Source organism: Rhodopseudomonas sp. P2A-2r (assembly GCF_026015985.1).
Classification (GTDB): Bacteria; Pseudomonadota; Alphaproteobacteria; order Rhizobiales; family Xanthobacteraceae; genus Tardiphaga.
The window spans coordinates 3,220,184-3,246,868 of sequence record NZ_CP110389.1 but is presented as its reverse complement, the minus strand read 5'-3'; the positions used below and the strand labels follow the sequence as shown (position 1 = coordinate 3,246,868).

General features: G+C 65.2%; 27 protein-coding genes and 1 pseudogene. 10 read left to right on the top strand and 18 right to left on the bottom strand.

All coding sequences use genetic code 11. The features are described from left to right. The first annotated feature begins 46 nt into the window (after nt 1–46). Complete coding sequence (locus ONR75_RS15525) at nt 47–1,018, top strand: threonine aldolase family protein (protein ID WP_265083360.1); 972 nt, start codon at nt 47–49, stop codon at nt 1,016–1,018. Between the two features lie 38 nt (nt 1,019–1,056). On the opposite strand, the gene ONR75_RS15520 is transcribed toward ONR75_RS15525, so the two are convergent. Further along, nucleotides 1,057–1,683, bottom strand: coding sequence for a glutathione S-transferase family protein (locus ONR75_RS15520; protein WP_265083359.1), 627 nt, complete (start codon nt 1,681–1,683; stop codon nt 1,057–1,059). A 1,137-nt stretch (nt 1,684–2,820) separates the two neighbouring features. Here ONR75_RS15520 and ONR75_RS15515 point away from each other — a divergent pair. Continuing rightward, a complete protein-coding gene (locus ONR75_RS15515) occupies nt 2,821–3,651 on the top strand; it encodes a transposase (protein WP_265083358.1) in 831 nt (276 codons plus the stop codon). A gap of 106 nt (nt 3,652–3,757) precedes the next feature. Here the strand turns inward: ONR75_RS15515 and ONR75_RS15510 are convergent, their stop codons facing one another. The 5 genes from ONR75_RS15510 to ONR75_RS15490 all read right to left on the bottom strand — a co-directional run bounded on the left by ONR75_RS15510 (nt 3,758) and on the right by ONR75_RS15490 (nt 6,439). Then, the gene (locus ONR75_RS15510) at nt 3,758–3,979 is read right to left on the bottom strand and encodes a hypothetical protein (RefSeq protein WP_265083357.1); all 222 of its coding nucleotides are present in this window, start codon (nt 3,977–3,979) and stop codon (nt 3,758–3,760) included. Nucleotides 3,980–3,996: 17 nt separating this feature from the next. Beyond that, nucleotides 3,997–4,224 carry a hypothetical protein gene (locus ONR75_RS15505; RefSeq protein WP_265083356.1) on the bottom strand — a complete coding sequence of 76 codons (228 nt, stop codon included), beginning with the start codon at nt 4,222–4,224 and terminating at the stop codon, nt 3,997–3,999. A gap of 141 nt (nt 4,225–4,365) precedes the next feature. Continuing rightward, nucleotides 4,366–4,734, bottom strand: coding sequence for a hypothetical protein (locus ONR75_RS15500; protein ID WP_265083355.1), 369 nt, complete (start codon nt 4,732–4,734; stop codon nt 4,366–4,368). A gap of 311 nt (nt 4,735–5,045) precedes the next feature. Further along, nucleotides 5,046–5,561 carry a transcriptional regulator LdtR gene (ldtR, locus tag ONR75_RS15495; RefSeq protein ID WP_265083354.1) on the bottom strand — a complete coding sequence of 172 codons (516 nt, stop codon included), beginning with the start codon at nt 5,559–5,561 and terminating at the stop codon, nt 5,046–5,048. Nucleotides 5,562–5,977: 416 nt separating this feature from the next. Further along, complete coding sequence (locus ONR75_RS15490) at nt 5,978–6,439, bottom strand: DUF6163 family protein (RefSeq protein ID WP_265083353.1); 462 nt, start codon at nt 6,437–6,439, stop codon at nt 5,978–5,980. A 176-nt stretch (nt 6,440–6,615) separates the two neighbouring features. Between ONR75_RS15490 and hemB the strand changes: the two genes are divergently transcribed. The 3 genes from hemB to ONR75_RS15475 all read left to right on the top strand — a co-directional run bounded on the left by hemB (nt 6,616) and on the right by ONR75_RS15475 (nt 9,421). Further along, entirely contained in the window at nt 6,616–7,671 is a 1,056-nt protein-coding gene (gene hemB / locus ONR75_RS15485) for a porphobilinogen synthase (RefSeq protein ID WP_265083352.1), read from the top strand. Between the two features lie 336 nt (nt 7,672–8,007). Further along, a complete protein-coding gene (locus ONR75_RS15480) occupies nt 8,008–8,571 on the top strand; it encodes an RDD family protein (RefSeq protein ID WP_265083351.1) in 564 nt (187 codons plus the stop codon). Nucleotides 8,572–8,647: 76 nt separating this feature from the next. Continuing rightward, on the top strand, nt 8,648–9,421 hold the full coding sequence (locus ONR75_RS15475) for an arginyltransferase (RefSeq protein WP_265083350.1): 774 nt from the start codon (nt 8,648–8,650) through the stop codon (nt 9,419–9,421). A 92-nt stretch (nt 9,422–9,513) separates the two neighbouring features. On the opposite strand, the gene ONR75_RS15470 is transcribed toward ONR75_RS15475, so the two are convergent. Then, the gene (locus ONR75_RS15470) at nt 9,514–10,902 is read right to left on the bottom strand and encodes an Nramp family divalent metal transporter (RefSeq protein WP_265083349.1); all 1,389 of its coding nucleotides are present in this window, start codon (nt 10,900–10,902) and stop codon (nt 9,514–9,516) included. Nucleotides 10,903–11,096: 194 nt separating this feature from the next. Here ONR75_RS15470 and ONR75_RS15465 point away from each other — a divergent pair, with 194 nt between their 5' ends. After that, nucleotides 11,097–12,353 (top strand): MFS transporter, encoded by a 1,257-nt coding sequence (locus ONR75_RS15465; RefSeq protein ID WP_265083348.1) that lies wholly within the window; start codon nt 11,097–11,099, stop codon nt 12,351–12,353. Between the two features lie 111 nt (nt 12,354–12,464). Here the strand turns inward: ONR75_RS15465 and ONR75_RS15460 are convergent, their stop codons facing one another. Then, nucleotides 12,465–12,722, bottom strand: coding sequence for a hypothetical protein (locus ONR75_RS15460; protein WP_265083347.1), 258 nt, complete (start codon nt 12,720–12,722; stop codon nt 12,465–12,467). A gap of 85 nt (nt 12,723–12,807) precedes the next feature. On the opposite strand from ONR75_RS15460, the gene ONR75_RS15455 reads away from it, so the two are divergent. Next, on the top strand, nt 12,808–12,993 hold the full coding sequence (locus ONR75_RS15455; protein ID WP_265083346.1) for a DUF3072 domain-containing protein: 186 nt from the start codon (nt 12,808–12,810) through the stop codon (nt 12,991–12,993). 78 nt (nt 12,994–13,071) lie between these two features. Here the strand turns inward: ONR75_RS15455 and ONR75_RS15450 are convergent, their stop codons facing one another. From ONR75_RS15450 to ONR75_RS15415, 8 genes are all read right to left on the bottom strand, one after another. Next, nucleotides 13,072–13,830 carry an amino acid ABC transporter ATP-binding protein gene (locus ONR75_RS15450; protein WP_265083345.1) on the bottom strand — a complete coding sequence of 253 codons (759 nt, stop codon included), beginning with the start codon at nt 13,828–13,830 and terminating at the stop codon, nt 13,072–13,074. 3 nt (nt 13,831–13,833) lie between these two features. Next, a complete protein-coding gene (locus ONR75_RS15445; RefSeq protein ID WP_265083344.1) occupies nt 13,834–14,502 on the bottom strand; it encodes an amino acid ABC transporter permease in 669 nt (222 codons plus the stop codon). A gap of 15 nt (nt 14,503–14,517) precedes the next feature. Then, nucleotides 14,518–15,273 carry a transporter substrate-binding domain-containing protein gene (locus ONR75_RS15440; protein WP_265083343.1) on the bottom strand — a complete coding sequence of 252 codons (756 nt, stop codon included), beginning with the start codon at nt 15,271–15,273 and terminating at the stop codon, nt 14,518–14,520. A 140-nt stretch (nt 15,274–15,413) separates the two neighbouring features. After that, complete coding sequence (locus ONR75_RS15435) at nt 15,414–16,673, bottom strand: adenylate/guanylate cyclase domain-containing protein (protein WP_265083342.1); 1,260 nt, start codon at nt 16,671–16,673, stop codon at nt 15,414–15,416. A gap of 9 nt (nt 16,674–16,682) precedes the next feature. Next, nucleotides 16,683–17,105 (bottom strand): arsenate reductase (glutaredoxin), encoded by a 423-nt coding sequence (arsC, locus tag ONR75_RS15430; RefSeq protein ID WP_265083341.1) that lies wholly within the window; start codon nt 17,103–17,105, stop codon nt 16,683–16,685. After that, on the bottom strand, nt 17,102–18,166 hold the full coding sequence (gene arsB, locus ONR75_RS15425) for an ACR3 family arsenite efflux transporter (RefSeq protein WP_265083340.1): 1,065 nt from the start codon (nt 18,164–18,166) through the stop codon (nt 17,102–17,104). Before arsB ends, arsC begins: the two co-directional genes overlap by 4 nt. A 3-nt stretch (nt 18,167–18,169) precedes the next feature. Further along, nucleotides 18,170–18,697, bottom strand: a complete 528-nt coding sequence (locus ONR75_RS15420) for an arsenate reductase ArsC (RefSeq protein ID WP_265083339.1) — start codon at nt 18,695–18,697, stop codon at nt 18,170–18,172. After that, complete coding sequence (locus ONR75_RS15415; protein WP_265083338.1) at nt 18,690–19,064, bottom strand: ArsR/SmtB family transcription factor; 375 nt, start codon at nt 19,062–19,064, stop codon at nt 18,690–18,692. The genes ONR75_RS15420 and ONR75_RS15415 overlap by 8 nt, the downstream gene beginning before the upstream one ends. 110 nt (nt 19,065–19,174) lie before the next feature. Here ONR75_RS15415 and ONR75_RS15410 point away from each other — a divergent pair, with 110 nt between their 5' ends. From ONR75_RS15410 to ONR75_RS15400, 3 genes and pseudogenes are all read left to right on the top strand, one after another. Further along, complete coding sequence (locus tag ONR75_RS15410; protein WP_265083337.1) at nt 19,175–19,498, top strand: ArsR/SmtB family transcription factor; 324 nt, start codon at nt 19,175–19,177, stop codon at nt 19,496–19,498. A 49-nt stretch (nt 19,499–19,547) separates the two neighbouring features. Further along, a pseudogene (locus ONR75_RS15405) lies at nt 19,548–20,899 on the top strand (NAD(P)-binding domain-containing protein). Between the two features lie 16 nt (nt 20,900–20,915). Then, a complete protein-coding gene (locus tag ONR75_RS15400; protein ID WP_265083336.1) occupies nt 20,916–22,076 on the top strand; it encodes an MFS transporter in 1,161 nt (386 codons plus the stop codon). A gap of 114 nt (nt 22,077–22,190) precedes the next feature. Here ONR75_RS15400 and ONR75_RS15395 read toward each other — a convergent pair whose 3' ends face one another. Together ONR75_RS15395 and ONR75_RS15390 are read right to left on the bottom strand one after the other, a co-directional pair. After that, on the bottom strand, nt 22,191–25,358 hold the full coding sequence (locus ONR75_RS15395) for an efflux RND transporter permease subunit (protein ID WP_265083335.1): 3,168 nt from the start codon (nt 25,356–25,358) through the stop codon (nt 22,191–22,193). Beyond that, nucleotides 25,355–26,566: an efflux RND transporter periplasmic adaptor subunit gene (locus tag ONR75_RS15390; RefSeq protein WP_265083675.1), complete on the bottom strand. Its 1,212-nt coding sequence runs from the start codon at nt 26,564–26,566 to the stop codon at nt 25,355–25,357. The genes ONR75_RS15395 and ONR75_RS15390 overlap by 4 nt, the downstream gene beginning before the upstream one ends. Between the last annotated feature and the right edge of the window lie 119 nt (nt 26,567–26,685).

Below are 26,685 nucleotides of genomic sequence, written 5' to 3'. Positions count from 1 at the left end.
CGCCAGCGACAACTATGCCGGAATCTGCCCCGAAGCCTGGTCGGCCATGGCCGAGGCCAATCAAGGTTCCGAGCCGGCCTATGGCAATGACAGCTGGACCGCGAAGGCCTCCGACGCCTTCCGCGCGCTGTTCGAAAGTGATTGCGAGGTGTTCTTCGCCTTCAACGGCACCGCGGCCAATTCCATGGCCTTGGCGGCTTTGTGCCAGTCCTATCACAGCGTGATCTGCTCCGACGCCGCCCATGTGGAGACCGACGAATGCGGCGCGCCGGAATTCTTCTCCAACGGCTCCAAGCTGCTGGTCGCGCCATCGACCGATGGAAAGCTGACGCCGCAGGCGATCCGCGCCATCGCCACCAACCGCAACGACATCCACTTCCCCAAGCCGCGCGTCGTCACCATCACCCAGCCGACCGAGACCGGACAGGTCTACAGCGTGCATGAAATCGCCGCGATTTCGGCCACCTGCCGCGAACTCGGCCTCAGCCTGCACATGGACGGCGCGCGCTTCGCCAACGCCTGCGCCAGCCTCGGCTGCAGCCCGGCCGACACCAGTTGGCGCGCCGGCGTCGACGTGCTGTGTTTCGGCGGCACCAAGAACGGCATGGCCGTCGGCGAAGCCATCATCTTCTTCAACCGCAAGCTCGCGGAAGACTTCGACTATCGTTGCAAGCAGGCCGGCCAGCTGGCGTCGAAGATGCGCTTCCTGTCGGCGCCCTGGGTGCGCATGCTGGAGAGCGGCGCCTGGTTGCGCAACGCCGCCCATGGCAATGCCTGCGCGAAGCTGCTGGCGGACGGCGTTGCCGGCCTCCCCGGCGTCGCATTGATGTTTCCCGCGCAGGCCAATGCGGTGTTCCTGACAATGCCGGCGGCTGCCATGGACGCGCTGCGTGCGCGCGGCTGGCAGTTTTATACCTTCATCGGCGGCGGCGCGCGTTTCATGTTCGCCTGGGACGCGGATCGCACCCGCGTGCAGGCGTTGGTGGATGATATCAGGGCGATCGCCGCGACGCCGTAGTGTTTCGCCTCACCCGCTTGCGGGGCGAGGGAAGAAACCTACTTCGCCAGCCGATACGCCCCGCCCTTGTCGACGCTGCGCAGGAACGCCGGGCGCGCATGCATGCGCCCGATCCAGCCTGCCAGATCCGGATAGGGTCCGAGCCGATCGAAGCTGCCGGCGACCTCGGCGACGAAGCTCATCATGATGTCGGCCCCCGTCAGGCTGTCGCCGACGAAGAACGCCCGCCTCTGCAACGCGCGATCGACATAGCCAAGATGGCGGGCGATTTCGCTGTCGATGCGCGGCTGCAGCGGCGCTGCCGCCTCCTTCAGCCTGCCGACATAGAGTTGCAGCATCAGCGGCAGCATCGCCGAACCCTCGGCATAATGCAGCCATTCCAGGTAGGATTCGTAGTCGGCGCTGCCTTCGGCCGGCCGCATCGCACCCTTGCCGTAGGTACGGATGATGTAGTCGACGATGGCACCGGATTCCGCCAGCACCACGTCGCCGTCGACGATGACCGGCGACTTGCCGAGCGGATGCACCAGTTCCAGCTCCGGCGGCGCCAGCCGCGTCTCGGCATTGCGCTGATAGCGCTTCAGCTCATAGGGCGCGCCAATTTCCTCCAGCAGCCACAGAATGCGCTGCGAGCGGGAGTCGTTGAGGTGGTGCAGTGTGAGCATGCGGTTTCCCCGGTGGTTGATGGGTGACGGTGTAGCACAGATGAACGAGCAGCAACCCGCGCGCGATCGCGCTGCGCATGCCGGATGCACTGTTGCTCTCCGTTTCCCGGGCGCGCTGCAGCACCGGCGATGCGCAAGCGCGGCGCAGTGCACCGCGTCCGGGGAACGGAACGGCAGCGACAGGCACGCAGAGAAAATAATCCGCAATTCCTCTTGACGGCTTCCATCTAAGATTATAATCCATTGCATCCTGCCCCACCGAGAGGAGCGACTCGCGATCGTCACGTTCGCGGGGCGGGGTGCGGTGGACGCGGCAGCGTCAGGCGCGGAATTCGGTTCAGGGCTCGCCAGAATGGCCAGTGAGAACCGGAGGAAGCGCAGACGACAGCGCTGGCGCGGACGGCGAAGGCGTGTGGTCCTGGTGCCCCGCGTGAGCACCAAGCCCGGTGGAGAGTCCGCGGCAACCCGTCCGTGGAACACCCTCAACCGGAAGCGACGGCGACGAAAAACCGTGTCGGCCGCCGGGGAGAGCACGCAATAAGCCGTTAACACCACTGCGCGCGGAACGCCGGATCAGTCCGGTGTGTGACCGTGGCAAGTCTTGTGCGCTTACTACACTTTGCGCACAAGCCCATGGGTGCATCGGGCACCCGGCGTTCCGCGCGCCCTCTCGATTGCGAGAGGGACGGAATGCAGCACAGCCCGGACGCGCAAGCGTCGCGGGACTGCGATCGCACGGCTGTTTGACAATTGAATCCGAAATTCGAAACCGCGCGTCGCACGGATGCGGACTTCGCGTGTCCCTGACGCGCTGCAGCGCAGGCGATGCGCAGCATCGCCTGCACGCTGCTGCGCAGATCCGGGACCCACCTTGCTTGGTCCACAAGCTGGGCCCCTGTGTAGTCGGGATCTGACATGATGGGTGGGGGCGGGATGCCGTTGGGCCCCTGGTCATGAAGACCGTGATCCGGCTTGGCACCCGCCCGCGCTACATTACCCACACCTGAACAGTTGATCGAGGCCGTTCGCCGCGGACCTCGCAGCACAGGGACAGGCATCATGATCATACATCCTGGCTTCGTTGGAATCGATATCTCCAAGGACTTTCTTGACGTCTTCGACAGCAACATCGGCACGGTGCGCCGCATCGACAACCTCCCCGAGGCGGTCAACGCCTTGATCGCGGGGTGGGCCGGCAGCGATGTATTCGTGCTGTTCGAGGCCACCGGCCACTACGACAAGGCGCTGCGCCGGGCCTTGAGCGCGGCCGGCATCGCTTTCGCGCGGGTCAACCCCGCCCGCGCCCGGGATTTCGCCCGCTCCATCGGCTTGCTCGCCAAGACCGACGCAATCGACGCGCGGATGCTGGCGGCGATGGCCCAATGCCTGCGGCCCGGCGCCGACGGCACCACCGACCCGGCGCGGGAGCAGCTTGCCGACCTGCACAAGCGCCGCGATCAGCTCGTCGCCTGCCGCAAGCAGGAGCGCACCCGCCTTGCCGCAACCGGCGCCGACCTGCTGGACGAGCTGATGCAGCATATCGCCTGGCTCGATCAGGCTATCCAGCGCATCGATCGGCGGATCGCCACCCTGATTGCCGGGCAGCAGGGCCTGCACGCCGCACAACGCCTGATGCGCTCGGTGCCGGGCATCGGCCCGGTTTGCGCCGCCACGCTGTTGGCACTGATGCCGGAACTCGGCTCCCGCTCGCCAAAGGCCATCGCCGCTTTGGCTGGACTGGCGCCCTTCAATGTCGATAGCGGCAAGTTCCGCGGTGCCCGCAAGATCCACGGCGGCAGGCGCCGGGTCCGCGAAGCCCTCTACATGGCGGCCCGTCTCCGTCACTCGAACCAAATCCCGGTTCGCAGCAGCCTATCGTGCCCTGAGAGACGCGGGCAAACCCGCCAAAATCGCCCTGATCGCCGTCGCTCGCAAGCTGCTCGTCACCCTCAATGCGGTGCTTCGTGATCAAGCGCCCTTTCACGCTTGATCACGAAAATTACAGTTGCCGGATCTGCGGCGCACCACGCCGCGCAAGCGCGGCGCAGTGCATCGCGTCCGGGGCACGACTGAGTTACAGCCCGGAGAATCCAGCCTTGACCGGATCGTTGCTGCCGTCGAGTTCGCGCAGATAGGTCAGGCCATAGACGGTCAGGCGATGCGGATCCTTCTCGCCGCCTTCGAACAGCGTGGTGATGTAGTCGGTCACCTTGCCGCGCGCCTCTTCGCTGGCGGCCTGGCTGCGGTTCACCATCAGGTCATAGGTCGTCATGATGCGATCGATGGCGGTATGCATGGAATCCTCTCGCGACATCAGATGACGATCAGGGCAGCTTCAAATCTGGCAATGGCCTTGTTAGCCAGCCGAATCTTGTTGCTGTCGCCGCGCTGGAACAGCTCGACGATGATCTGCAGCAGCACATTGTTGGTCACATGATTGTCGGGCATGGCGCCCGTCTTGCGCAGATAGTTTGCGGCGATGGCATAGGCATCGCCGACCGCCTCGACATTCCTGACCTGCAACCCGCGTTCGACCAACATGGCTTGATCCCCTTGGTTGGAACAACAAGCGCGCAGCCGCAAAAATGTTCCATGGGGGAAACCCGTTTCGGCGCGACGGGGGCCGAAATTGCCACGCTCCAAACATCGGGGCGTTGGCTGGGTGCCGGAAAACGGTGTCGCTCACGCCTTTACGCTTCGCGTCACTTGATCTGGCAGCCACGAGCACAGTGCTGCTGGAATTGCCCCCATCAGCCCGAAGTTCACGTACTCGCCTTTTTGGCCGAAGCCGTAGCGCGCGGACAGGATGGTCAGGATGGCGGCTACCCCCATGGTCGCAACAAGGCGGAGATATAGCGGCCCTGCCGAAAATGCCCAGTCGATTGCCGCCGTCAACCAGGCGGGCACCACTGCAACCGTGTACGCCCACGCCAACATCCAGATCAGCATCCCCACTTCCATGAGGTCGCGGGTCGACATCGCGTCAGGGGCAATAAAAACTAGAAGAGCGAGCGGAGGAAAGAGCACCGTGAAAACAAGAAATCGCCCCATCCAATCGGCTCCCAAATCTCTGGGTCGGTTTTGCCGATGTTTTAGTTCAATCGCGCGCCGCGCCAACCGGATGATGAGTTCTCCTGATCGCGACGCTTCGCCAGCGTCTCGATCGACATACCGTCAAAACAAATCGGCCCTCCCTTGCGGGAAGACCGATCTGACCGGAGGGCAATCCGGTTTTTCCTGGAAGCTGACTTGAAGCGTGCGGCAAGGCGATCAGGGTGACGCGTGACCGGCCTTGTTGGCCGGGACATCTGGCGAGGGTGCATTCCCCGCCGACGCGCCTTGGCGTCACCCTTCTGAAGGTCTCAAAGACGATACAGGATCTGGTCGGTCCAGAAACGCTCGAGGCGGTGCAGCGACTTGTTGAGGGTGGCGAACTCCTCGTTGGAGATGCCGCCGACCTGCTCCACCGTCTTGACGTGCTTCTGATACAGCGCGTCGACGATGTGGCGGATCTCCTGGCCCTGCGCGGTGAGGCGGATGCGCACCGAGCGGCGATCGACGCGCGAGCGCTGATGATCGAGGAAGCCGAGCTCGACGAGCTTCTTCAGATTGTAGGAGACGTTGGAGCCGAGATAGTAGCCGCGGGTGCGCAGCTCGCCGGCGGTCAGTTCCTTGTCGCCGATGTTGTACAGCAACAGCGCCTGGACCGAATTGATATCAGCGCGACCGCGACGGTCGAACTCGTCCTTGATGACGTCGAGCAGGCGGCGATGCAGCCGCTCAACCAGCGTAAGAGCTTCCAGGTAGAGCGGCTGCACCGGTGCTTGACCTGGTGCACGTTCGACGGTTTCCACGGCCGATGCGGCGGCTTTCATCATGACACAACCCCTGTTGTCGTTTTTATCGACTTATTTCGACGAAACTTGTGTCTCGTCTGATAGGCCCAACTTAAGAGGCGCGATTGAAGAACCGCTTAAATAAGACAATAAAGAGATCATGAATTTAAGACAGTGAATCGCACATTAAGCCCGCGAATAAAGGGCTTTTTGAACGTTTCGTTGACGATGCGAAAGCGATGTTCACGCTTCGTCTGGCACACGTGTCGCATAAGGAAACAGCATCGTTCAAATTCGAAACGTTCGCGTAACACAGATGACCGCGGCGTTAGGGTGACTCAAAGGTTACCGCCGGAACGCACGAAAAAATCCGAAAATTTTATGCAAACGCCACGCGATCGATCCGATGCGTGGCGTTGGAATTTTTGCGGTGGCGAATTTGCTGCGACGGCGCGGCGCTATGGCGGCCGTTCCCGCGCCGCCATCCAGGCCAGCGCCAGATAGGCGGCCAGCAGCACGCCCTCGCCGCCGACCAGGATCAGGTTGCCGCCATAGATGACGGGAAACATCAGCTCGATCACCGCCATCGACACCACGGCGGTGAGCCAGACCACCGCGCCCCACGGCGTGGCGAGCCACAGGCCGACGGCGGCCACCAGTTCGATGACGGCGAAATAGACCGTGGCGGTCTGCCAGGCCATCGCCTGATTCTCGAACGCCTCGTCTTCGGTGCCGACGAAACCGGTGACCTGGGCCCAGTGATAGAGTCCCTTGGCCATGGACAGCACCGCCATCACGCGCAGGAACAGCACCAGCCGCCGGGTCCAGACGCTGTCGTCCGACCTTTCCCGTTCCGACGAGATCGCAGCCACCGACATGGCGTTGTCCCGCGACGACTCACGCGGCGCGATCTCAGACATGCGGGTCGGATCTCATGGTGTGGAACCGGGGTCGAAGTTGATTCATGAGGGCTTTCTTGGGCCTTTGGGCCCGCAAAATCAATCGCCGAGGCCCTCAGCTCCGCGGTGACGAAACAGTGCGGGGGTGCTAGACTTAGAAAGGGTCAAATCTGCTCAGGCTTCGGGAGAGACGGTAAATGGCGATCAAGTTCGGACGGCCCATCGAGATGCGCGATCCCTCCCCGCGCCCTGTCCCCGCCCCGCCTTTGGACCTGGTGACCCGCCCGCGCCGCAACCGCAAGTCGGAATGGGCGCGCCGGCTGGTGCGCGAGAACGTGGTCACCACCGACGACCTGATCTGGCCGCTGTTCGTGGTCGACGGCGACAACAAGCGTCTGCCGGTCGCCTCGATGCCCGGCGTCGAACGACTCAGCGTCGATCAGGCGGTGCGCGACGCCGAACGCGCCATGAAGCTGAACATCCCGTGCATTGCGCTGTTTCCATATACCGACCCGTCGCTGCGCGACGAGGTCGGCTCGGAAGCCTGCAACGCCGACAATCTGGTGTGCCAGTCGGTGCGCGCCATCAAGAAGGAGTTCCCCGATCTCGGCGTGCTCTGCGACGTGGCCCTCGATCCCTTCACCAGCCATGGCCATGACGGGCTGATCCGCGACGGCAAGATCCTCAATGACGAGACCGTGGCAGTCCTGGTGCGTCAGGCGCTGGTGCAGGCCGAGGCCGGCTGCGACATCATCGCGCCCTCCGACATGATGGATGGGCGCGTCAGCGCGATCCGCGAAGGCCTCGACGATGCCGGACTGCTCGACGTGCAGATCATGGCCTATGCCGCCAAATACGCCTCCGCCTTCTATGGCCCGTTCCGCGACGCCATCGGCTCGGCCAAGACGCTGACCGGCGACAAGCGCACCTACCAGATGGATTCGGCCAATTCCGACGAGGCGCTGCGCGAGGTCGAGCTGGACCTCGCCGAAGGCGCCGACATGGTGATGGTCAAGCCGGGCATGCCCTATCTCGACATCATCCGCCGGGTGAAGGACAGTTTCGCGGTGCCGACCTTCGCCTACCAAGTGTCCGGCGAATACGCGATGATCATGGCTGCCGCCAACAATGGCTGGATCGACGGCGACCGCGCCATCATGGAAAGCCTGCTCGGCTTCAAGCGCGCCGGCGCCGACGGCGTCCTGACCTACTTCGCGCCGACGGCGGCCGAGAAGCTGCGCGAGCAGCGCTGAGCGGTAGTCCGCTTGCTTCCCTCTCCCCCAGCAAAGCGAAGCTTTGCGCAGCGGGAGAGGGTGCGTAGGCGGCCTTCGGCCGCCCTTCTAAGATCGACGCCGATGCATAGCATCGGCTATGGCGAAGCGAAGGCGGGAGAGGGAACGCCGCGAACTCCCAAAGCCCCTCTCCCGGCCGCGCTGACGCGCGTCCACCCTCTCCCGCCTGCGCAGCTGCGCTGCTTGGGGGAGAGGGAAGAAGCCCCTATCCACTCTGTAACGATTCCGGAGTCTTGCGCTCGCGTTCGGTGATATCCATGTGCTGCAACGGAGACGATGCAGTCGAGGGGATATGTCATGTCTGACAACGGTTCGGGATATACCGGTTCGACCACCGGCACGACCTGGCGCAGCGGCGGTCCGGCGCAGCCGCCGGCCTTCGATCCATGGCGGCAGCCCGAACTGTTTCGCGGCGTGCTGACGCGGCGCGTGTTCGCCTTCCTGATCGACCTCGTGGTGATCTCGATCCCGGTGATTCTCGCTGTGATCTTCATCGCGGTATTCGGCCTCGTCACCCTCGGGCTCGGCTGGGGACTGTTCTGGCTGGTCTCGCCGGCCACGGTGATCTGGCCGATCCTGTATTACGGCATGTCGCTCGGCGGGCCGCATTCGGCCACCGTCGGCATGCGGATGATGGACCTGCAAATGCGGACCTTTTCCGGCACGCCCAGCTATTTCGTGCTGGGCTGCGCCCACGCCGTGCTGTTCTGGGCCTCGGTGTCGTTCCTGACCCCGCTGGTGCTGATCGTCGGCCTGCTCAACGGCCGCCGCCAGCTGCTGCACGACCTGGTGCTGGGAACCGTGGTGATCAACCGCGCGGCTCAGCCCCGGATGGCGCAACCCGCCGGCCGGAGCTATTGACCGTGCGGACACGGATTGACGATCGGGCGCCGCAGCGCAATGCTGGCGTGAACTGCTTCGGAGACTGACGCACCCCGTGACCCAGCACTCGCGCGACACTCCGCAATTCTACCTGACGGCGCCGTCGCCCTGCCCCTATCTGCCGGGACGGCACGAGCGCAAGGTGTTCACCCATCTGGTCGGCGAAAAGGCCGGCGACCTCAACGACCTCCTGACCCATGGCGGCTTCCGGCGCAGCCAGTCGATCGCCTACCGCCCGGCCTGCGACCAGTGCCGTGCCTGCGTCTCCGTGCGCGTCATCGCCAACGAATTCCGCCTGTCGCGCAACTTTAAGAAGGTGATGGCGCGCAACGCCGACATCATCGGCGAGCAGCGCAACGCGGTGCCGACATCGGAACAGTATTCGGTGTTTCGCGCCTATCTCGACCAGCGCCATCGTCACGGCGGCATGGCCGACATGACCGTGCTGGACTACGCCATGATGGTGGAGGACAGCCATGTCGAGACCCGCATCATCGAGTATCGCCGGCGCGGCCCGGACAGCGGCATCACCGGCCGCGGCGAGGACCTGATCGCGGTGGCGCTGACCGATGTGCTCGGCGACGGGCTATCGATGGTCTATTCGTTCTTCGAGCCTGCCGAAGAGAGCCGTTCGCTCGGCACCTTCATGATCCTCGACCACATCGCCCGCGCCCGCCGTCTCGGCCTGCCCTATGTGTATCTGGGCTACTGGATCGAAGGCTCCAAGAAGATGGACTACAAGGGCCGCTATCTGCCGCAGCAGCGCCTGGCGCCCTCCGGATGGCTACGCATCGACGCCGGCGACAGCGTGAGCGAGCCGCAAGATTGATCCGTAGGGTGGGTTAGGCGCCCTTGCGCCGTAACCCACCATCTGGCGACCGACGATGGGCGGCGGGCTACGCGCTAAGCCACCCTACGGCCCTAGCCCGTCACGAAATCCACCACCAGCTTGATGTTCAGCGCGATGATGATGGCCGCAGTGAGTGCTGCCAGAGCCGTGATCCAGCGCGGCGCGACGAAGGGACCCATCTTGCTTTTGCTCGCGGTGAACAGCACCAGCGGCACCACGGCGAACGGCAGTTGCAGGCTCAGCACCACCTGACTGAGGATCAGCAATTGCCCGGTGGCCTTCTCGCCGTACCACAGCGTGACAATCACCGCCGGCACGATCGCGATCATTCGCGTGATCATGCGGCGCAGCCACGGCGCGACGCGCAGATTGATAAAGCCCTCCATGACGATCTGGCCGGCCAGCGTCGCGGTGATGGTCGAGTTCAACCCGCAGCACAGCAGCGCAATGGCGAACAGCGTCGGCGCCAGCGACGAGCCGAGCAGCGGCGCCAGGAAGGCATGCGCCTGGTCGAGTTCGGCAACGTCGTGCTGGCCGGTCTTGTGGAAGGTCGCCGCGGCGAGGATCAGGATCGAGGCGTTGATGGTCAAAGCCAGGCACAGCGCAATGGTGGAATCGATTGTCGAAAGCTTAATCGCTTCCTTTTTCTCGGGAACGCTGTCGCCATAGCCGCGGGTCTGCACCAGGCCGGAATGCAGATAGAGATTATGCGGCATCACCGTCGCGCCCAGAATCCCGAGCGCCAGATACAGCATCTCGCGGTTGTGGAAAATCTCGGTGGTCGGCGCAAAGCCGCGGATCACTTCGCCCCAGTTCGGATCGGCCATGGCGATCTGCACGGCGAAACAGGCCGCGATGACGCCGAGCAAGGTAACCACGAAGGCCTCGATCCAGCGAAAGCCGAACGCCTGCAGTGCCAGGATCAGGAACACATCGGCGGCGGTGATGATGACGCCAATCTCGAGCGGAATGCCGAACAGAAGGTTGAGTCCGATGGCGGTGCCGATCACCTCGGCAAGGTCGGTTGCGGTGATCGCAATCTCCGCCGACAGCCAGAGCGCCCACGACACCGCGCGCGGATAGGCGTCGCGGCAGGCCTGCGCCAGGTCGCGTCCGGCGCCGACGCCGAGCCGCGAACACAGCGACTGCAGTACGATGGCCATCAGGTTCGACAGCAGCGCCACGGTCAGCAGCGCGTAGCCGAACTTCGAACCGCCGGCCAGCGAGGTCGCCCAGTTGCCGGGATCCATGTAGCCGACCGCGACCAGGTAGCCCGGCCCAAGAAACGCCAGCAGCTTGCGCCAGAACGAGCCGTTCTTGATGGTGCGGATCGAGCCGAACATGCCGAGCAGCGAGGGATCGCCGCGCTCGCTGCGCCAGCCGCCGGGGCTGCCGACCACGGCTTCTGTCAGGGCGACGGACAACGGTTCGGTGGCGGAACTCGGTGATTTTGCATCCATCTTCAAAACATGGCGGAAAATTCCCTTTATTGCAACTCATTTGCAAGTGCATCTGGCATGCGCAAAGAAGCTGGCACGAGCGGCCGCCCCGATTGCCACGCCCGGGGGCGGGAGCGCGGGCCCGCATTCGGAAAGCGGGTGGCCCGCCATCAGGTCCAGGACGATGGTGCCGAGCAACCTTCGAGGACTCATCCATGACTGCCATCGACGCCGAGCAGCTGCCTGACACCTTCAACCGCCTCGCCTGGTCCAACCTTGCCGCCCAGTCGGCGGAGCAGATCGCGCTTGCCGCGGCGCCGATCGTGGCGGTGCTGCTGCTCGGTGTCGGCGAAGGCCAGACCGGACTGCTGCAGACCGCGTTGACCCTGCCCTTCGTGTTGTTCGCGATTCCGGCCGGGCTGCTGGCCGATCGTTGGTCGCGGCGCGCCTTGATGGCGGGCGCAGAAGCGCTGCGCGCGGTGGCGCTGCTGGGCATCCTCGTGCTGATCTGGATCGGCGGGCTGACGCTTTCATCGCTGGCGTTGCTGTGCTTCATCGCGGTGTGCGGCACCGTGGTCTACAGCGTCGCGGCGCCCTCGCTGGTGCCGTCGCTGGTGCCGCCGGCGCTGCTGCCTGCTGCCAACACGCGGATCGAACTGGCGCGCACCATCGCCTTTGCCAGCGGACCGGCGCTGGGCGGCATGCTGGTGGGATGGCTCGGCGCGGCGGCGGCATTCGGATTTGCGGTCGCCTTGTCGACCATCGCCGTGGTGCTGCTGGCCGGCATTCATGAACCCCCGCGCACGCAGGTCGTGCGACGACATCCTGTGCATGACATCAAGCTCGGGCTGCAATTCGTGTTTCAGCATCCGCTGCTGAAGCCGGTCTTCGTCACGCAGCTGATCTTCGGCGCGGCGGCGTTCATGATCATCGCGGTGTTCGTGCCCTATGCCATCAGGCATCTTCATCTAAGCGCAACGGGCGTGGGCGCGGTGTTGGCGATGTATGGCGGCGGCATGGTGGTCGGCGCCCTGCTGGCAACGCGGGTGATGCGCCGGTTGCCGTTCGGCACGGTGATCGCGCTGGGACCGGTCACCGGCTTCGTCGCCTCGCTGGTGATGGCGCTGACGGTGTGGTGGCCATGGCCGTGGCTGGCCGCGCTGAGCTTCTTCCTGCTCGGCGTAGGGCCGATCCTGTGGGTGATTTCGACCACGACGCTGCGGCAGTCGGTGACGCCGCCGAGCTTGCTCGGCCGGGTCTCGGCCATCAACATCCTGAGCTATGGCGCGCGGCCGATCGGCACAGGGATCGCCGCGGTGGTCGGCGGCCTCTACGGCGCGGAGTTCTGTCTGTACCTGGCGGTGGCGATCTTCGGCTGGCAGGCGATGGTGATCCTGACCTCGCCCGCGGTGGCGCTGGAACGCCAGCCGGACATGGTCGGCGAGCCCGCCGCGGCGTTGCGGAGTCGTTGAGGCAAACCGGCGGCGAAACCGTGGCGACCGCAGCGCTGTGGCACCTCCTGCCACACCCCGTTGCAAACGCACGCAAATCGCGATCGAACCGGTTTTAACGCCTTCGCCCGATCAGCGCTGCACCGTCTTGCCGCCGATGTAGCGGTTGATCTGTTTCAGCCGGACGTCGGGACACAGCTCGGCCCCGCCCATGGCGTCCCTGATGCGGATCAGGCCGATCAGGTTGCGGCGCATCCCCATCAGCACGAGCGAGGCCTCCGAACAGTCCTCGCCGCGGTCGACCTGGCCGCGGATTCGATCCTCAAGCTCCAGCATGTCAGCCCGCAGAACCCTGATTTTCCGGCGGATTTCGTTCAGCCTGTTGTCCATGGCGAGTCCCCCTTGACGTGAAGGCCAATAAAGAACAAATAGAGAACGTAAATGCAAGTCAGAAATTCAAATTTCGGAGGTTGCGATGTCCTACGATCGACTGCCCGACCGGATCTCAGCGCCCATGACCAGGGGCCAGGCCACCACCCTGCGCACGCTGGCGCTCGAGGCCTATCAGCCGAAACTGTTCGAGGAGCAATTGACCCGGCAGGAAGCGGCGCGGCGGATCGATACGCTGAAGCGCGAGATCGAGCTGGCGAACTCGTTCTGATCACGGCTATCCGTTGAAGCGTGACCTGGGATGGTAAGCTTCATCGGCAGACCGTGGCTCGCCGGGGCGCGCGATGCGCTAGCGCGACAAGACCGCCTGCAGGAAGGCACGGGTGCGCGGCTGGGATGGCGCGGAGAATATCTGTGACGGCGGCCCGGACTCGACGATCGCGCCACCGTCCATCACCACCACCACATCGGCGACTTCCCTGGCAAAGCCCATCTCGTGGGTGACCACCACCATGGTCATGCCTTCCTTCGCCAGCAGCTTCATGACCTGCAGAACTTCACCGACCAGTTCCGGGTCCAGCGCCGAGGTCGGCTCGTCGAACAGCATGACGCGCGGCGCCATCGCCAGCGCCCGGGCAATGGCCACGCGCTGCTTCTGGCCGCCCGACAGGCTGGCGGGCATCGCAGCAGCCTTGTGGGAAAGGCCGACCTTGTCGAGCAGCGCCAGCGCCGCCGCTTCGGCAGCGGCCTTGGGCGTCTTGCGCACCATCCGCATGCCGACCGTGATGTTGTGCAGTACCGACAGATGCGGAAACAGGTTGAAGGACTGGAAGACCATGCCGACTTCAGTGCGCAATTCATTGAGCGAACGCTCGTCCAGAATGGCGCCGTTGTCGACCAGACGGTGGCCGCAGATCTCGACAGTGCCGCCGTCGGCCTGTTCGAGGCCGTTGCAGCACCGCAAAAACGTGCTCTTGCCGGAGCCGCTGGGCCCGATCACCACCACGACCTGTCGCGGCATGATGTCGATGTCGATGCCGTCAAGCACCACATGGCTGCCGAAGGATTTGGTCAGCCCGCGAGATCCGGACGATCGGTTGCGACGCATCGCTCATTGCATCATGCCTCCGGCGCGCAGGCGACGCTCGATGCGCTGCAGGACGAAATTGATCGCCTGGGTCAGCACCAGATACAGCATCGCGATGGCGAGATAGACTTCCAGCGAGCGGTACGACACGCTGATGATCTTCTGGCCTTCGTGCATGAGGTCGTCGATGGTCAGCAGCGACACCAGCGCCGAGTTCTTGATCAGCGCGATGAATTCGTTGCCGAGCGGCGGGATCATCCGCACCAGGGCCTGCGGCAGGATGATCGCGCGCATCGCCTGCCCCGACGACATGCCGACCGAACGTGCGGCTTCCATCTGGCCGCGGTCCACCGACTGGATCGCACCGCGGACGATTTCTGACACGTAGGCCGCGGAATACAGCCCAAGCCCCAGCACGCCGCAGGCATAGGCTGGCAGCATGATGTGGAACACCGGCAGGCCGAAGAATAGCAGGAACAACTGCACCAGCAGCGGCGTGCCGCGGAAGAACGTCAGGTAAGCGGTGCAGAAGGCGTAGACGGCGCGGCGTTGCGGGTTAAGCCGGCCGATGCCGAGCAGCAGTCCGAGCAGGCAGCTCAGCACCAGAGCAGCCGCGGTGACTTCCACCGTCACCAGCGTGCCGTAGGCCAGGTCTTTCCAGCCCGCAAAGACCGGCGAGAAGTCGAGCTCCATTTTACGATGCGCCCGTTATGGCGTCGTCGCGGGAAACCATTTTTGCACGATCGCTGCAAAGCTGCCGTCGGCCTTGATCCTGGCCAGCGCGGCATTCATGGCCGTCTTCAGCTCAGGATCGTCCTTGCGCACGGCGATGCCGTAGGCTTCGGTGGTCAGTTGCTGATCGAGCACGCGGAAGCCCGGGCGGGTACGGGCCAGCTGGAAGGCGGCGGGCTTGCCGGTGACGGCACCGTCAGCGCGGCCGATGCCGACCAGATCGAACATCTCCTGGTTCTTCTCGACCTCGACGCGGTTGATCAGCGGGTAGGTGTCGCGGAGATAGCCGACCGACTTGGTACCGACCTGCACCGTCACCTTCTTGCCGTTCAGGTCCTCAATCTTCTTCGCTGGCGAGTCGCTCTTCACCAGCACCGACAGGCCGCCGGCGAAATAGGAATCGGTGAAATCGACGACCTTGCTGCGCTCGTCGGTAATATAGATGGCGGAGATCGCCACATCGAAACGTCGGGCGATCAGTCCGGGGATCAGGCCCTTGAAATCGATGTCGGTCCATTCGACCTGGCGTCCCATGGCCTTGGCCAGCGCATTCATCACGTCGATATCGAAGCCGACACGGGCACCGTTCTCGCTGAACTCCATCGGGGGAAACGTTGCATCGGTTGCAACCTTGAGCGCTGCCGGCGCTTGCGCCGCGACCATGCCGGGCTGCAGGACGATGGCCGCGGCCAGCGCGAGGCATGTGAGGAAGAGCGATCGAACCGGCTTCATCTGAACTCCTGTGGGACTGGTTTTTCGACCATAGGGGATGTGACCGATGGCGAGAAGAACAGATTGTTAGGCAGTACGTGACCTGAAACTGTGCGCAGGATGATCCCTCTCCGGCTTGCGGGAGAGGGGAAGATCAGCGGTCACCCCGCCAGATAGCGCTCGTACTTTCCCGCCGCCGCCGCATCCGTCGCGATGTCGGGGTCCAGCGTGTAGAGATGCTGCGCGCCGCCAATGCCGCGCAGCGCGAAGCGACCGGTGGAGACCAGATGATTGCGGCCGGCGGCGTCGAGGCCCTTCTGGAAGGCTTCCGAGGCCAGCAGCGGGCGGTCCACCGAACTGCACATGGAGGCGATGCGGCTGACCTCGTTCACCGCCGGTCCCACCACGGTGAAGTCGAGCCGCTCGTCGCTGCCGATATTGCCGTAGAACACCTCGCCGACATGCAGGCCGACATAGGCCGTGGTCACCGGCCGGCCCTCGGCCTCGCGCCTGGCGTTGAGCGCGATCATGTTGCTGCGAAAGCGGTGCTCGGCGCGCAGCGCGCGGTGCCGCGCCGCGACGATGTCCTCGCCGGTGAACATGGCGAGCACGCCGTCCCCCATCAGCTTCAGCACGTCGCCGCCGGCCTCGTGGATCGCCTCGATGGAGGCTTCGGCATAATCGTTGAGAAACGGGATGATCTCGTCGGGGCCGATCTTCTCGCTGATCCCTGTGGAGCCGCGCAGATCGGAGAACCACAGCACCGCATTGATCCAATCGCTGACGCCGCGCGTGATGCGACCGCGCAACACCTGCTCGGCGGCGTCGCGGCCGAGATAGACGCGGCCCAGCGTGCGGGAGATGGCGACCTGCGCGGCCATCTTGATGGCCAGGCCGAGCGCCGGCACCAGGTCGCGCAGCGCCGCCAGTTCGAACGGCGCAAAGCCATCGTCGCGGCGCGTCGCCCAGTAGGAGTACAGGCAGTCCATCTGCCCCATGGTGCCGGCCTCGCCGAAGCGGTGCACCATGGCAATGCAATGCCTGTGGCCGGCCTTGGCGAGGTCGCCCATGATGGAAAAGCCGCGCGCCTCGATATCGGCGACGCAGATCTCGATCTCGTCGAGGCCGTGCTCCAGCATGTGGAAGAAGGCCGAGCGGCGCCAGTTGTCGGCCGCCTCGCCGGCGCTGGTGGAGCCGTATTCGAAAAAGTCGGTCTCGTTGGTGGCGGCGTCGTTCCAGCGGAAGCCGCGGCCTTCGAAGATCGGGTGCAGCGTGTCGATGAAGACGAGGCCGCGCGACAGGTCGATGCCGCCGGCGCGCGCGCGCTCGCAAAAGCCGCGGATCAACTCGTTCTCGGGAAGGCCGGTCAGGCCCTGCCCGACCAGCCAGTTCACCAGTTCAAGGCGTTGCGTCGCTTCCATCCGGACAATCTAGCCGGTGCGCTCGTCTCCGCCAACCGCCTGCACGATCTCGCCGTCTTCCTTGACGAAGGTCGCGGCGGGCGCATCGATCAGTTCCAGCACCAGTTCCGACGGACGGCACAGTTTCGTGCCCTTCGGCGTCTCGACGATCGGCCGGTTGATCAGGATCGGATGCGCCAGCATGGCGTCGAGCAGCGCGTCTCCGCCAAGCGCGGGATCGTCGAGGCCGAGTTCTGCGTAGGGCGTGCCCTTTTCACGCAGCAGCGCACGCGGCGTAATGCCCATCGCCGCGATCAGTTGCGTGAGCCGCACGCGGTCCGGCGGAGTCTTGAGATATTCGATCACCACGGGTTCCTCGCCGCTGGCGCGGATCATCGCCAGCGTGTTGCGCGAGGTGCCGCAGGCCGGGTTGTGATAGATGGTGACGGTCATGCCTGGGCTTCCTTCTCGATGACGGGCGCAGCGGCCTGCCCGGCGCCGGCTTCATACCAGCCGCGCGACGCCTTGACGATCTTCACCACCGACAGCATCACCGGCACCTCGACCAGCACGCCGACCACGGTAGCCAGCGCGGCGCCGGAGTTGAGGCCGAACAGGCTGATGGCGGCGGCCACCGCCAGTTCGAAGAAGTTGCTGGCGCCGATCAGTGCGGCCGGTGCAGCGACGCACCAGGCGACGCCAAAATAGCGGCTGAGCACGTAAGCGAGCCCGGCGTTGAAATAGACCTGGATCAGGATCGGCACCGCGAGGATCGCGATCACCATGGGCTGCGCCAGGATCTGCTCGCCCTGGAAGCCGAACAGCAGCACCAAAGTCGCCAGCAGCGCCGCCAGCGACGCCGGCGCCAGCCGCTGCATGGTGCGCTCGAAGGCGCCCGGCCCGGCTTGCAGCAGCGCCCGCCGCCACAGTTGCGCGATCACCACAGGCACCACGATGTACAGCACCACCGACAGCAGCAGCGTCGCCCAGGGCACCGCGATGGAAGCAACGCCAAGCAGCAGCCCCACCAAAGGCGCGAACAGGAACACCATCAGCACGTCGTTCAATGCGACCTGGCTCAGGGTGTAATGCGGCTCGCCCTCGACCAGGTTGGACCATACGAACACCATCGCCGTGCACGGCGCCGCCGCGAGCAGGATCAACCCGGCGATGTAGGACGGCCCCTGCCCGGCCGGGAGCACCGACGCGAAGACGTGGCCGATGAAGAAGGTGCCGAGCAGCGCCATGGAGAACGGCTTCACGGCCCAGTTGATGAACAGCGTGACGCCGACGCCGCGCCAGTGCTTCTTGACCTCGCCGAGCACGCCGAAATCGATCTTCAGCAGCATCGGGATGATCATCAGCCAGATCAGGATCGCGACGGGCATGTTGACCTTCGCCACCTCGGCGCCCGCCACCACGGCGAACGCGCCGGGCATCAGATGGCCGAGCGCGATGCCGACCACGATGCACAGAGCGACCCACAGGGTCAGGTAGCGTTCAAAGATGTTCATGGCTCAGGCGACCTCGGGACGCGAGTTGGTGGCGCCGTCGCTGCGGCCGATGTCGCGCAGTTTGGTGCCGAGCGACAGCTGGTCGATGGCTGCAAGGGGCAGCGCGGTGAACAGCGCGATGCGGTTCTTCATGTAGCGGAACGCGGCGACGAAGGCGGCTTCCTTCTGCAGATCGGTGCCGGTCGCGGCAGCGGGATCCTCGATGCCCCAATGCGCGGTGATCGGCTGGCCCGGCCAGACCGGGCAGCTCTCGCCGGCAGCGTTGTCACAGACCGTGAATACGAAATCCATCACCGGCGCGTCGGGCTGGGCGAACTCCAGCCAGCTCTTCGAGCGCAGGCCATCGGTCGGATAGCGGAAGCTGTCGAGCACCTTGAGGGCGAAGGGATTGACCTTTCCGCCCGGCCGGCTGCCGGCGGAGAAGGCGCGAAAACGGCCGCGGCCGTCCTTGCGCAGGATCGACTCCGCGAGAATCGAACGGGCGCTGTTGCCGGTGCACAGGAACAGCACGTTGTAGATCCGGTCAGGCATCGGCCTTCTCCTTGGCTCGCTTCTTCTTCGGGGGCGGACAGCACGGCGTCAGGCTGGCAATCAGCGGCGCGCAGATCTCGGCGCGGCCGCCGCAGCAATCCTGCAGCAGGAACAGCGCTACGGCCTGGAACGCCGCGAGATTGGCGCGGTAGATGATGGAGCGGCTCTTCCGCTCGGCGGTGACCAGCCCGGCGCGCGACAGGATCGCCAGATGCGACGACATGGTGTTCTGCGGAACGGCGACGAGCCGCGCCAGTTCGCCGGCGGCGATGCCGTCGGGCTCGTGCTGCACGAGCCGGCGAAACACGTCGAGCCGCGTATCCTGCGCCAGCGCGCCCAAAGCAAGGATGGCCTGTTCTGATTCCATATATCCAGATTTATCGATACAATGACGTTTGTCAAGCGCCTGCCCCTCACTATTTCGATCATTCTGGAAATACGGTTGACGACCGTGCGACTCCGTGAGAGTTTGCCGGCATGAAACTCGATGATGCAGCCGCTCAGCTCGAAGCCTTGGGCAATCCGACGCGATTGAAGATCTATCGCGCGCTGGTGCGCGCCGGGCACCCCGGGCTGGCGGTGGGACGGCTGCAGGAAAAACTGAAGGTCGCCCCGTCCACCCTGTCGCACCACATCAAGGCGCTGGTCGTCGCAGGACTGGTCACCCAAAAGCGGGAGTCCACGACGCTGGTGTGCCACGCCAGCTACGACATCATGCACGGCCTGGTGAATTTCCTGGTCTCGGAATGCTGCGCCGATATTGCTGAACCAAGCCGCAAGGATTCCAAGAGCGCGGCGTGATCTTTCGTGACTTTTATTTCGATATTTCCAGTTTAATGGGAGGACGATCATGAGCGAAGCCACCAAGACAGTCGCCATCATCGGCGCGGGACCGGTCGGCCTCGCCGCCGCAGCGCATGTGCTGGAGCGCGGCATGGTACCCGTCGTGCTCGAGGCCGGCCCGGAGATCGGCCACGCCATCAGACAATGGAGTCATGTCCAGCTGTTCTCGCCGTGGCAGTACAACATCGACGCCGCCGCCGCGCGCCTGCTCGCGCCGACCGGCTGGAATTCGCCGGAGCCCTCGATCTATCCGACCGGCGGCGAACTGCTCGAAGGCTACCTTGAGCCGCTCGCAACCCGAACAGTGCTGAAGGATCATATCCGCACCTCGAGCCGGGTCACCGGTATCAGCCGTGTCGGCTTCGACAAATTGAAGACCGGCGGCCGCGAGGCCGCGCCATTCGAGCTGCGCTATCAGAATGGCCAGGGACCAACCTCGGTGCTGGCCGACGCGGTGATCGATGCGTCCGGCACCTGGCAGTCACCCAATCCGGCAGGCGCCAACGGCCTTACGGCCATCGGCGAAAGCGAAGCCGCCGACCGCATCGCCTACGGGATGCCCGACGTGCTGGGGCAAGACCGCGCACGCTATGCCCGCAAGACGGTGGCGGTGCTGGGCGCCGGACATTCGGCTGTGGGCACGCTGACCGATCTCGCACGGCTGCGGCAGGATGCGCCGGGCACCGAACCGGTGTGGTTGCTGCGCGGCGCGGAGCCGGAAAAGCTTTTGGCGGCGGCGCCAATGACAAGCTTGCCGCCCGCGGCGAACTCGGCTCCGCCTTCGCTGCCCTCGTTGCCGCCGGCGCCATCGCCGTCGAAACCGAATTCCGGGTGACGCAGATCGATCGCGACGGCAGTCGACTGCGCATCGCCGCGGGCGGACGCCATGTGATTGTCGACGAGTTGATCGTGGCCACCGGCTTCCGGCCACAGCTCGATTTCCTCAGCGAATTGCGTATCCGACTCGATCCCGCGATCGAATGCCCGATAGCGCTGGCGCCGCTGATCGATCCCAACGAACACAGCTGCGGCACCGTGCGGCCGCATGGCGCAGCCGAGTTGCAACAGGACGAGCCCGGCCTCTACATCGCCGGCATGAAATCATATGGCCGCGCGCCGACCTTCCTGATGATCACCGGCTACGAACAGGTGCGCTCCATCGCCGCCGCCATCGCCGGCGACCACGCGGCGGCGGCACGGGTCGAACTGGTGCTGCCGGAAACCGGCGTGTGCAGCCGCGGCGCGGCGGCCGGCGCCGAGCCATGCTGTGGCGCGACAGCAGCCGTCGCGGTTAGCGCTTGCTGCGGCCCTTCGACGGCGGCACAACAACCAAAAGAAGCAGGCTGCGGGTGCCCTTGACCATGATCTCTCCACGATGAGCCCGCGCCAACTTCCCCTCATCCTGGCGCTGGGCACCTCCCAGACGCTGGCCTGGGCCTCGAGCTACTATCTCCCGGCCATCCTCGCCGATCCGATCGCCCACGATCTCGGCATTTCCAGCAACTGGATGTTCGCGGCGTTCTCGGCATCGCTGGTGATCTCGGCGCTGCTCGGGCCCCGGGTCGGCCGGCAGATCGACCAGTTCGGCGGCCGGCAGGTGCTGTCGGCCTCCAACATCATTCTCGCGGCGGGGCTGGCGGTGCTGGGCCTGGCCGGATCGATCCCGGTGCTGATCGCGGCGTGGCTGTTGCTCGGCGCCGGCATGGGGCTCGGGCTGTACGACGCCGCCTTCGCCGCGCTCGGCCGCATCTATGGCGACCAGGCGCGGCGCTCGATCACCGGCATCACCCTGCTGGCCGGCTTCGCCAGCACCGTCGGCTGGCCGCTGACCGCGTGGGGGCTCTCGACCATCGGCTGGCGCGAGACCTGCTTTGCATGGGCGGCGGCGCATATCCTGATCGGGCTGCCGCTCAACCTGATCTTCCTGCCTCCGGTCAAGGGTGCGAAGGCCGCAGCCGTGGTTGCGATCAAACCGCACCTGCCGATCGACCGCACCATGGTGCTGCTGGCCTTCACCTTCGCCGCGGCATGGAGCGTCACCGGCGCCATGGCCGCGCATCTGCCGCGCATCATGGAGGCCGCCGGCGCATCGAGCGTGCAGGCGATCACCGCCGGCGCGCTGATCGGACCGGCGCAGGTGCTGGCGCGGATTCTCGAGGCCGGCTTTCTCAGCCGCTTCCATCCGCTGCTGTCGACGCGGCTGGCCTGCATGACGCATCCGGTCGGCGTCGCCATCCTGATGCTGGCCGGCGGCGGCGCGGCCGGGGTGTTCGCGGTGTTTCATGGCGCCGGCAACGGCATCCTGACCATCGCGCGCGGCACGCTGCCGCTGGCGATCTTCGGGCCGGAGAACTACGGCTACCGCCTCGGCCTGCTCGGCGCCCCCGCGCGGATGGCGCAGGCGGCAGCGCCGCTGGCATTCGGCCTGCTGATCGACGTGATCGGCAGCCGCGTGCTGCTGGTGTCGTCGGCGCTCAGCCTGTCGGCGCTGCTGGCGCTGTGTTTGCTGAAGGGGAAGCGGCACGGACACTTGTAGGGTGGGCAAAGTTCTCGGGCGCGAAGCGGACGAGAACGTGCCCACCATGCCCCACGACGGTGGGCACGGCGCAAGAGCGCCTTTGCCCACCCTACGACTACGACAGCGTCAGCGTCAGATATTCGCGCCCTGCTCCTTGTCGCCGATGACAACCGAGCCCGGGAACAGCCGCCGGATCAGAATGTAAAACACCGGCGTGAACACCAGGCCGAACAAGGTGACGCCGATCATGCCGAAGAATACGGCGACGCCGACCGCCTGACGCATCTCCGAGCCGGAGCCCGACGAGATCACCAGCGGCAGCACGCCGAGGATGAAGGCGAAGGACGTCATCAGGATCGGCCGGATGCGCAGCCGGCAGGCCTCGATCACGGCTTCCAGCTGCGGCCTGCCCTCCTGCTCGATGTCGCGGGCGAATTCGACGATCAGGATGGCGTTCTTGGCCGCGAGCCCGACCAGCACGACGAAGCCGATCTGGGTCAGGATGTTGATGTCCTGCCCCATGATGCGGACGCCGATGGTCGCCGCCAACAGGCACATGGGCACGATCAGCAGCACCGCGAAGGGCAGCGACCACGAGCCGTATTGCGCCGCCAGCACCAGGAACACGAACAGCACGCAGATCGGAAACACGTAGAGCCCGGAATTGCCGCCGGTCGCCTGCTGGTACGACAGGTCGGTCCATTCGAAGGTGAAGCCGCTCGGCAGCGTCTCGTCGGCGAGCTTCTTCATGGTCGCCAGCGCCGTCGCCGAGGACACGCCGGGCAGCGTATCGCCCTGGAGTTCGGCCGCCGGATAGAGATTGTAGCGCGCCACGCGATCCGGCCCGGCGGTATCCTTGAAATTCAGCACGCTGCCGAGCAGCACCATGTTGCCATCGGTGTTGCGGGTCTGCAGCCGCGCCAGATCGGACGTCTCCTTGCGGAACGGCAGGTCGGCCTGCGCGGTGACGTGATAGGTGCGGCCGAGGATGTTGAAGTCGTTGACATAGGCCGAGCCGAAATAGGTCTCGATCGCGTCGGTGATATTCTGCACGGGCACGTTGAGCATCTGCGCGCGCTGCCGATCGACCTCGACGAACACCTGCGGGGTGTTGGCGGTAAACGGCGAGAACACCGCGGTAAGCCCCGGCGCCTTGCGCGCGGCGTTGACCAGTTCGTCGGTGGCGGCCGCCAGGAATTCGGCGCCCCTGCCCTGACTGTCCAGGATGCGCATGGCGAAGCCACCGCCGGTGCCTATGCCCGGCACGGCCGGGGGCGGCACCACGATCACCACCGCGCCTTCGATGGCCGCCAGCCTCTTGCGCAATTCGGCCGTGATGCCGGTGGCGGTCAGGCCATGCCTGGCGCGCTCTTCGGCGTCGTCGAACACCGGAAACAGAGCGGCGGCGTTGCTGGCCTGCGTGCGCGTCGCGCCGTTGAATCCGGCGAAGGACGGCACCCGGACCACGCCGGGCACGCCGAGTGCGATGCGCTCGATCTCACGGACGATCTCGGTGGTCCGCGTCAGCGAGGATGCGCCGGGCAATTGCACGACAACGATGACATAGCCGCGATCCTGCGCCGGGATGAAGCCCTGCGGCGTCGAATAGACCAGCCAGCCGGCGGACCCGATCAGCACGGCATAGATCAGCAACATCACCGCCGAATGCCTGATGACCCAGCCGGCCGCCGTGCCGTAGCCGTGCGACAGCCGGTCGAAGCCACGGTTGAATGCACCGGTGAAGGCGCCCCAGCCGCGCGCCACCACGTTCCAGCTGGCCGGTGCGGCCTTCTCGTGATGCGCCTGCAGGATCAGCGAGGCCAAAGCCGGCGACAGTGTCAGCGAACAGAAGCAGGAGATCGCCGTCGCCACCGCAATGGTGATGGCGAACTGCTGGAAGAACTGCCCGGATATGCCGCCGATGAAAGCGGTCGGCACGAACACCGCGCACAGCACCAGAGCGATCGAGACCAGTGCGCCGCCGACCTCCTCCATGGTGCGTAAGGCCGCGTCACGCCGCGATTTGCCTTCAGAGAGATGCCGCTCGACATTCTCCACCACCACGATGGCGTCGTCGACGACGATGCCGACCGCCAGGACGAGGCCGAACAAAGTGAGATTGTTGATGGAGAAGCCCAACGCCGCCATCACGGCGAAGGTGCCCACCAGCGAGACCGGAATGGCGATGATCGGGATGATCGCGGGACGCCAGCCCTGCAGGAAGACGAGTACGACGACCACCACCAGCGCCATCGCCTCGTAGATCGTCTTGATCAGTTCGGAGACCGACTGCGCGATGAACTCGGTCGGGTTGTAGCCGATATTGTAATCGAGCCCCTTCGGGAAATCCCGCTTCAGCCGCGCCATCGTGTCGGACACCGCTTTCGCGGTACCCAGCGCGTTGGAGCCTGGCCGCTGCGACACCGCAAGGCCGATCGCGGGCTTCTTCAGCAGGAAGCTGTTGGTGGTGTAGGCCAGCGCACCCAGCTCGATGCGGGCGACGTCGCGCAGCCGCGTGGTGCGGCCGTCGGCGCCGGCCTTGATGACGATGTTCTCGAATTCCTTGGCGTCCTTGAGCCGGCCGGTAAAGGTCAGGTTCGGCGCGAATGCGCGGTCGGAGATCGGCGGTTCGGCGATCTGGCCGCCGGCAATCTGCAGGTTCTGCGCGCGCACGGCGGCAATCACCTCGCCCGCGGTCAGGCCGAGGGTGGCGATCTTGTCGGGGTCGAACCACAGCCGCATCGAATAATCGCGCGCGCCAAAGATCGTGATGTCGCCGACGCCGTCGAGCCGCAGCATCTGGTCGCGCACCTGACGCAGCGCATAGTTGGAAATGTAGAGCTGGTCGTAGGTGTCGTCCGGCGACAGCATGAACACGACCATCAAGAGGTCCGGGCTGTTCTTGCGGGTGACGACGCCGACCCGCTGCACCTCTTCCGGCAGCCGCGGCTGCGCGATGGCGACGCGGTTCTGTACCAGCACCTGCGCCTTGTCGAGGTCGGTGCCGAGCTTGAAGGTGACGGTGATGTTGAGCTGGCCGTTCGAGGTGGCCTGGCTGTACATGTACAGCATGTCCTCGACGCCGTTGATCTCCTGTTCGATCGGCGTCGCCACGGTGTCCGACACGGTCTGGGCGGACGCGCCGGGATATTGCGTGGTGATGACCACCGTCGGCGGCGCCACCTGCGGATATTCCGCAACCGGCAATGTCGTGTAGGCCAGCGCGCCGACAATCAGCAGCACGATCGACAGCACCATCGCCAAGATGGGCCGGTTGATGGAGAGGCTGCCGAGATTCATGGCTTGGCGCCAGCGGCTGGCGCAGAGGTCGGCGCTGCTTGAGGCGCCGGCGCAGCCTGCGCCTTCGGCGTCACCTTGGCGCCGATCCGTGCCCGCTGCAGGCCATCGACAATGACCCGGTCGTCGGGCTTCAGCCCCTCGCGGATCACCCGCAGCCCGCTATCCAGCGGCCCGAGCACCACCGGCCGCGCTTCCACGGTATCGTCGGGCTTCACCACCATCACGATCTTGCGCGACTGGTCGGTGGCAACGGCGGCGTCCGGAATCAGCAGCGCCTCGTATTCGCCTGACGCGATCACGCGCACGCGGGCGAACTGGCCGGGCAGGATCGACTGATCCTGATTGTCGACGATGGCGCGGCCCCGCAGCGTGCCGGTGCCGACATCGAGCCGGTTGTCGAGGAAGTCCATCTTGCCCTTGTGCGACGGCTTGGTCTCGCCCACCAGCGTGATCTCGACCGGATTGGGCGTGTCGCGCGAACTCGGCCGCCTGCCTTCGAACCACAGCCGGCTGTTGCGCAGATAGGTCGCCTCGTCCATGTCGAAATAGACATAGATCGGCGTGATCGAAACGATCGAGGTCAGCAAGGTCGCGCCGCTCTCGCTGCCTTGCACGAGGTTGCCGACCGAGACGAGATGGCGGCTGACGCGGCCATCGATCGGCGCCACCACTTTGGTGTATTCGACATTGAGTTGGGCCTGCTTCAGCGATCCTTCTGCCTGCAGCGTCGCGGCTTCCGCCGCGGCGAGCGCCTGGGCACGCTGGTCGACGATGTTTTCGGAGATCGCCTGGGTCTTGATCAGCGTGGTGGCACGCTCGAGTTCGCGCTGCGCCAGCACCACCTTGGCCTTGGCATCGTCGAGCGCGCCCTGCGCCGTTTCAGCCGCCGCCTGATACTGCCGCGGATCGATCTCGTAGAGCAGATCGCCGGTCTTGACGACCGCACCGTCGGTGAAGGCGACCTTGGTGACGAAGCCGGTGACGCGGGCTCGGACCTGCACCTGCTCGATGGCGTCGAAGCGACCGGTGAACTCATCCCAGTCGGTGGTGACTTTTTTGGTGGGGTTTGCGACCGTCACCGCCGGCGGCGGCGGTGCCGCGGCTTCTTCCTTCTTGCCGCAGCCCGCCAGCAGCAAGAGCGCCAGCACGGCAACCGCCCCCGCGTGGCGCGGCCGACACGCGGCAGCGTTGAGGCCGCGGGATAGAATTCGCTGCTTGCTCAAGACAAATCTCCGTGGCCGACCGACGACAGGACGGATGTCGATCATCATACATAAATGCGATCTATCAAGCGAAAACAGTATGCACGCATTCGATGTCGACAACG

Bases quoted from the DNA above. Each gene is read 5' to 3' on its own strand.
- ONR75_RS15450 (WP_265083345.1), bottom strand. From the start codon at position 13,830: ATGCGTCGCAACCGATCGTCCGGATCTCGCGGGCTGACCAAATCCTTC.
- ONR75_RS15395 (WP_265083335.1), bottom strand. From the start codon at position 25,358: ATGAATCTCGGCAGCCTCTCCATCAACCGGCCCATCTTGGCGATGGTG.
- ONR75_RS15455 (WP_265083346.1), top strand. From the start codon at position 12,808: ATGTCCTACGATCGACTGCCCGACCGGATCTCAGCGCCCATGACCAGG.
- ONR75_RS15520 (WP_265083359.1), bottom strand. From the start codon at position 1,683: ATGCTCACACTGCACCACCTCAACGACTCCCGCTCGCAGCGCATTCTG.
- hemB (WP_265083352.1), top strand. From the start codon at position 6,616: ATGGCGATCAAGTTCGGACGGCCCATCGAGATGCGCGATCCCTCCCCG.
- arsB (WP_265083340.1), bottom strand. From the start codon at position 18,166: ATGAACATCTTTGAACGCTACCTGACCCTGTGGGTCGCTCTGTGCATC.
- ONR75_RS15465 (WP_265083348.1), top strand. From the start codon at position 11,097: ATGACTGCCATCGACGCCGAGCAGCTGCCTGACACCTTCAACCGCCTC.
- ONR75_RS15505 (WP_265083356.1), bottom strand. From the start codon at position 4,224: ATGTTGGTCGAACGCGGGTTGCAGGTCAGGAATGTCGAGGCGGTCGGC.
- ldtR (WP_265083354.1), bottom strand. From the start codon at position 5,561: ATGATGAAAGCCGCCGCATCGGCCGTGGAAACCGTCGAACGTGCACCA.
- ONR75_RS15510 (WP_265083357.1), bottom strand. From the start codon at position 3,979: ATGCATACCGCCATCGATCGCATCATGACGACCTATGACCTGATGGTG.
- ONR75_RS15400 (WP_265083336.1), top strand. From the start codon at position 20,916: ATGAGCCCGCGCCAACTTCCCCTCATCCTGGCGCTGGGCACCTCCCAG.
- ONR75_RS15500 (WP_265083355.1), bottom strand. From the start codon at position 4,734: ATGGGGCGATTTCTTGTTTTCACGGTGCTCTTTCCTCCGCTCGCTCTT.
- ONR75_RS15460 (WP_265083347.1), bottom strand. From the start codon at position 12,722: ATGGACAACAGGCTGAACGAAATCCGCCGGAAAATCAGGGTTCTGCGG.
- ONR75_RS15440 (WP_265083343.1), bottom strand. From the start codon at position 15,273: ATGAAGCCGGTTCGATCGCTCTTCCTCACATGCCTCGCGCTGGCCGCG.
- ONR75_RS15480 (WP_265083351.1), top strand. From the start codon at position 8,008: ATGTCTGACAACGGTTCGGGATATACCGGTTCGACCACCGGCACGACC.
- ONR75_RS15490 (WP_265083353.1), bottom strand. From the start codon at position 6,439: ATGTCTGAGATCGCGCCGCGTGAGTCGTCGCGGGACAACGCCATGTCG.
- ONR75_RS15470 (WP_265083349.1), bottom strand. From the start codon at position 10,902: ATGGATGCAAAATCACCGAGTTCCGCCACCGAACCGTTGTCCGTCGCC.
- ONR75_RS15410 (WP_265083337.1), top strand. From the start codon at position 19,175: ATGAAACTCGATGATGCAGCCGCTCAGCTCGAAGCCTTGGGCAATCCG.
- ONR75_RS15415 (WP_265083338.1), bottom strand. From the start codon at position 19,064: ATGGAATCAGAACAGGCCATCCTTGCTTTGGGCGCGCTGGCGCAGGAT.
- ONR75_RS15445 (WP_265083344.1), bottom strand. From the start codon at position 14,502: ATGGAGCTCGACTTCTCGCCGGTCTTTGCGGGCTGGAAAGACCTGGCC.
- ONR75_RS15525 (WP_265083360.1), top strand. From the start codon at position 47: ATGGCCGAGGCCAATCAAGGTTCCGAGCCGGCCTATGGCAATGACAGC.
- ONR75_RS15420 (WP_265083339.1), bottom strand. From the start codon at position 18,697: ATGCCTGACCGGATCTACAACGTGCTGTTCCTGTGCACCGGCAACAGC.
- arsC (WP_265083341.1), bottom strand. From the start codon at position 17,105: ATGACCGTCACCATCTATCACAACCCGGCCTGCGGCACCTCGCGCAAC.
- ONR75_RS15435 (WP_265083342.1), bottom strand. From the start codon at position 16,673: ATGGAAGCGACGCAACGCCTTGAACTGGTGAACTGGCTGGTCGGGCAG.